This is a genomic window from Shewanella sp. 11B5, assembly GCF_002836795.1.
GTDB lineage: Bacteria > Pseudomonadota > Gammaproteobacteria > Enterobacterales > Shewanellaceae > Shewanella > Shewanella frigidimarina.
The window spans coordinates 1-3915 of the sequence record NZ_PJAP01000602.1 but is presented as its reverse complement, the minus strand read 5'-3'; the positions used below and the strand labels follow the sequence as shown (position 1 = coordinate 3915).

Here is a 3915-nt window from a genome sequence, read left to right as displayed (position 1 = left end):
ATAATACTGAAGTTATTTTTGCTTTACAAACAGATTGTGGTGCATTGCTCACAATAAATTGACAAATTTTTGACACATGTCGGTATCTCAATTGTTCAATATCGACAATAGTCTTTCAAAGAGTGGCTAATATAATAAAGCAGAGTGCTAAGGCTCTGCTTTATTATTCAACACTTTTATTACAGACAGATTACTTATTTAAGCGCTTATATTTTAATCGATGCGGTTCCACTACATCGGTGCCTAAGGTGGCCTTTAACCAAGTTGAATACTCAGTGTAGTTACCTTCATAGAAACTCACTTTACCTTCATCACGGTAATCCAATATATGGGTCGCAATACGGTCAAGGAACCAACGGTCATGGGAAATAACCATTGCACAACCAGGGAACTCTAATAACGCTTCTTCTAGTGCTCGTAATGTTTCAACATCCAAGTCGTTGGTGGGTTCGTCGAGTAACAATACGTTGCCACCGGCTTGTAATAACTTAGCTAAGTGAACTCGGTTGCGCTCACCACCCGATAATGAACCAATAATTTTCTGTTGATCGCCACCACGGAAGTTAAAACGGCCTACGTAAGCACGGCTAGAAATTTCAGTGTTGTTGATGCGCATAATATCTTGGCCGCCAGAAATCTCTTGCCACACGGTATTTTTGTCATTCATCGAATCACGGAACTGATCAACCGAGGCAATTTGAACCGAATCACCGACAGAAATAGAGCCACTGTCTGGTTGTTCTTCGCCTGAGATCATTTTGAATAAGGTTGATTTACCCGCACCGTTAGCACCAATAATACCGACGATCGCGCCCTTAGGAACCGTGAATGTCAAATCATCAATCAGTACGCGGTCACCATATGACTTGGTTAAATTAGTTACTTCAATGACTTTGTCGCCTAAGCGAGGTCCTGGTGGGATAAACAGTTCATTGGTCTCGTTACGCTTTTGGTAATCGTTGGTGTTCAATTCTTCAAAGCGAGCCATACGGGCTTTACCTTTTGATTGACGACCTTTAGCACCTTGGCGTACCCACTCTAATTCTTTAGCAATGGTTTTCTGGCGTGCGCTTTCTGTGGACGATTCTTGGGACAAACGCGCATCTTTTTGTTCAAGCCAAGATGAGTAGTTACCTTCCCACGGAATACCTTCGCCGCGGTCGAGTTCTAAAATCCAACCTGCTGCATTATCTAAGAAATAACGGTCGTGAGTAATAGCGACCACAGTGCCGTTATATTCTTGTAAAAAGTGCTCTAACCATGCCACTGACTCGGCATCCAAATGGTTGGTTGGTTCGTCGAGTAATAGCATTTCTGGTTTTTCAAGCAATAAACGACAAATGGCCACTCGGCGACGTTCACCACCAGAGAGTACGGCAATTTTCTCATCCCAATCGGGGAGACGTAATGCGTTAGCAGCACGTTCAAGAATATGATCAAGATTATGTGCATCTTGAGATTGGATGATGGCTTCTAATTCGCCTTGCTCTTTTGCAAGTGCGTCGAAGTCTGCATCGGGCTCAGCATAAGCAGAATAGACCTCGTCTAAGCGTATTAGTGCATTTTTAGCTTCGCTTAGGGCTTCTTCAACGGCTTCGCGCACAGTTTGTTGTTCGTTTAAGCGCGGTTCCTGCGGTAGGTAGCCAATTTTTAACCCAGGCATTGGGCGTGCTTCACCTTCAATTTCGGTATCTATTCCCGCCATGATGCGCAGCAATGTTGATTTACCTGAACCGTTTAACCCGAGTACACCAATTTTGGCGCCAGGAAAGAAGCTTAATGAAATGTCTTTTAATATTTGCTTTTTAGGTGGGACAATTTTACCCACACGAAGCATGCTGTATACAAATTGAGCCATAATTATATTGTCTAATTGTCAACAAAGATGGTGATAATTCTACTGTATTATCTGCTGAACTCAACAGGCAATTGTGTGATTTTATCTAACGTGCTTTTTAGACTCAATTCGCTAAAGAATCTGCTAGCTTAGCATTAATAACATGAATCGTTTTGTATTCAGAACACAGTGAATTTCATGTTGTTTGTACTGTAAATCATTATCGTTGCAGAGTAGAATACCGCGCAACCCTACTATTTATATAATGATGTTGGAGCTACCATGTTGAAGAAAGCGATGAATATTGCGGATTATGATCCAGAATTATTTAAAGCCATTGAAGATGAAACTTGTCGTCAAGAAGAACACATTGAATTGATTGCGTCTGAAAACTATACCAGTCCACGTGTGATGGAAGCGCAAGGTTCACAGTTAACTAACAAGTATGCTGAAGGTTATCCAGGCAAGCGTTATTATGGTGGGTGCGAATACGTTGATGTTGTTGAAACATTGGCTATTGAACGCGCAAAAGAATTATTTGGTGCAACTTATGCCAACGTACAGCCTCACTCAGGCTCGCAAGCAAACAGCGCAGTATTTATGGCGTTGTTACAACCGGGTGATACCGTTTTAGGGATGAACCTTGCTCATGGTGGTCATTTGACCCATGGTTCACCAGTGAATTTTTCTGGCAAGCTTTACAACATCATTCCTTACGGTATCGATGAAGCTGGCAAAATTGATTATGACGAAATGGAACGCTTAGCCATTGAGCATAAGCCTAAAATGATTATCGGCGGATTCTCTGCATTCTCAGGTATTGTTGATTGGGCAAGAATGCGCGAAATTGCAGACAAAATTGGTGCATACTTATTTGTTGATATGGCACACGTAGCAGGCTTAATTGCTGCTGGTGTTTATCCAACGCCAGTTCCTCATGCACACGTGGTTACGTCTACAACTCATAAAACATTAGCGGGTCCTCGTGGCGGGATTATTATTTCTGCAGCCGATGATGAAGTGTTGTATAAGAAGTTGAACTCAGCGGTATTCCCGGGTGGCCAAGGTGGTCCTTTAATGCATGTTATCGCGGGTAAAGCGGTTGCATTTAAAGAAGCATTAGAGCCAGAATTCAAAGTATACCAGCAGCAAGTGGTTAAAAACGCGAAAGCCATGGTTGAAGTGTTTTTAGCTCGCGGTTATAAAATCGTTTCTGGCGGTACTGAAAACCATCTAATGTTGGTTGACTTAATTGGTCGTGATTTAACCGGTAAAGAAGCTGATGCCGCATTAGGCAGCGCAAACATTACTGTTAATAAAAACTCAGTGCCTAACGATCCTCGTTCACCGTTTGTTACCTCTGGTATCCGTATTGGTTCGCCAGCAATCACTCGTCGTGGCTTTAAAGAAGCAGAAGCGAAAGAATTGACCGGTTGGATTTGTGACATTCTTGATGATGCAACTAATACTGTTGTAACCGACCGCGTCAAAGGCCAAGTTTTAGCCTTATGTGCTCGATTCCCTGTATACGGTTAATCGTATTGGATGTTTGTTGATACAGGTTTAGGTTAACCTTGTTCAACAAATAGGATAAACTTTAATGGCCGCTAATTGTTAGCGGCCATTTTGTTTTTTTCTGCAGGAGGTTCAATGCATTGCCCTTTTTGTAGCGCGACCGATACCAAAGTTATAGATTCTCGATTAGTGGCTGATGGTCACCAAGTACGTCGCCGCCGGGAATGTACTGAATGCCATGAACGTTTCACCACGTTTGAAGGCGCAGAATTAGTCATGCCTCGCGTCATCAAACGCGACGGCACTCGACAACCATTCGATGAAGAAAAGTTGCGTGGCGGCATGCTACGTGCGGTCGAAAAACGTCCAGTCTCAATTGATGAAATTGAGCAAGCATTAACTAAAATCAAATCAACGCTGCGCGCGACAGGTGAGCGTGAAGTGAATTCTGAAATGATTGGTAATCTGATGATGGAACAGTTGATGAGCCTTGATAAGGTGGCATATATCCGCTTTGCATCGGTTTATCGCGCATTTGAAGATGTATCCCAATTTGGTGAAGC

The 3915-nt window shown here is 42.7% G+C and carries 3 protein-coding genes; 2 read left to right on the top strand and 1 reads right to left on the bottom strand.

Features of this window, described 5'->3' with window-relative positions; genetic code table 11:
- Window positions 1-190 precede the first annotated feature (190 nt).
- Entirely contained in the window at window positions 191-1858 is a 1668-nt protein-coding gene (gene ettA, locus CXF78_RS13985) for an energy-dependent translational throttle protein EttA (protein WP_011636506.1), read from the bottom strand.
- A gap of 261 nt (window positions 1859-2119) precedes the next feature.
- Between ettA and glyA the strand changes: the two genes are divergently transcribed.
- Both glyA and nrdR read left to right on the top strand, forming a co-directional pair.
- On the top strand, window positions 2120-3373 hold the full coding sequence (gene glyA / locus CXF78_RS13980; protein WP_011636507.1) for a serine hydroxymethyltransferase: 1254 nt from the start codon (window positions 2120-2122) through the stop codon (window positions 3371-3373).
- 114 nt (window positions 3374-3487) lie between these two features.
- Window positions 3488-3915: transcriptional regulator NrdR (gene nrdR, locus CXF78_RS13975; RefSeq protein WP_102037140.1), on the top strand; the 428-nt coding region annotated here is incomplete at its 3' end.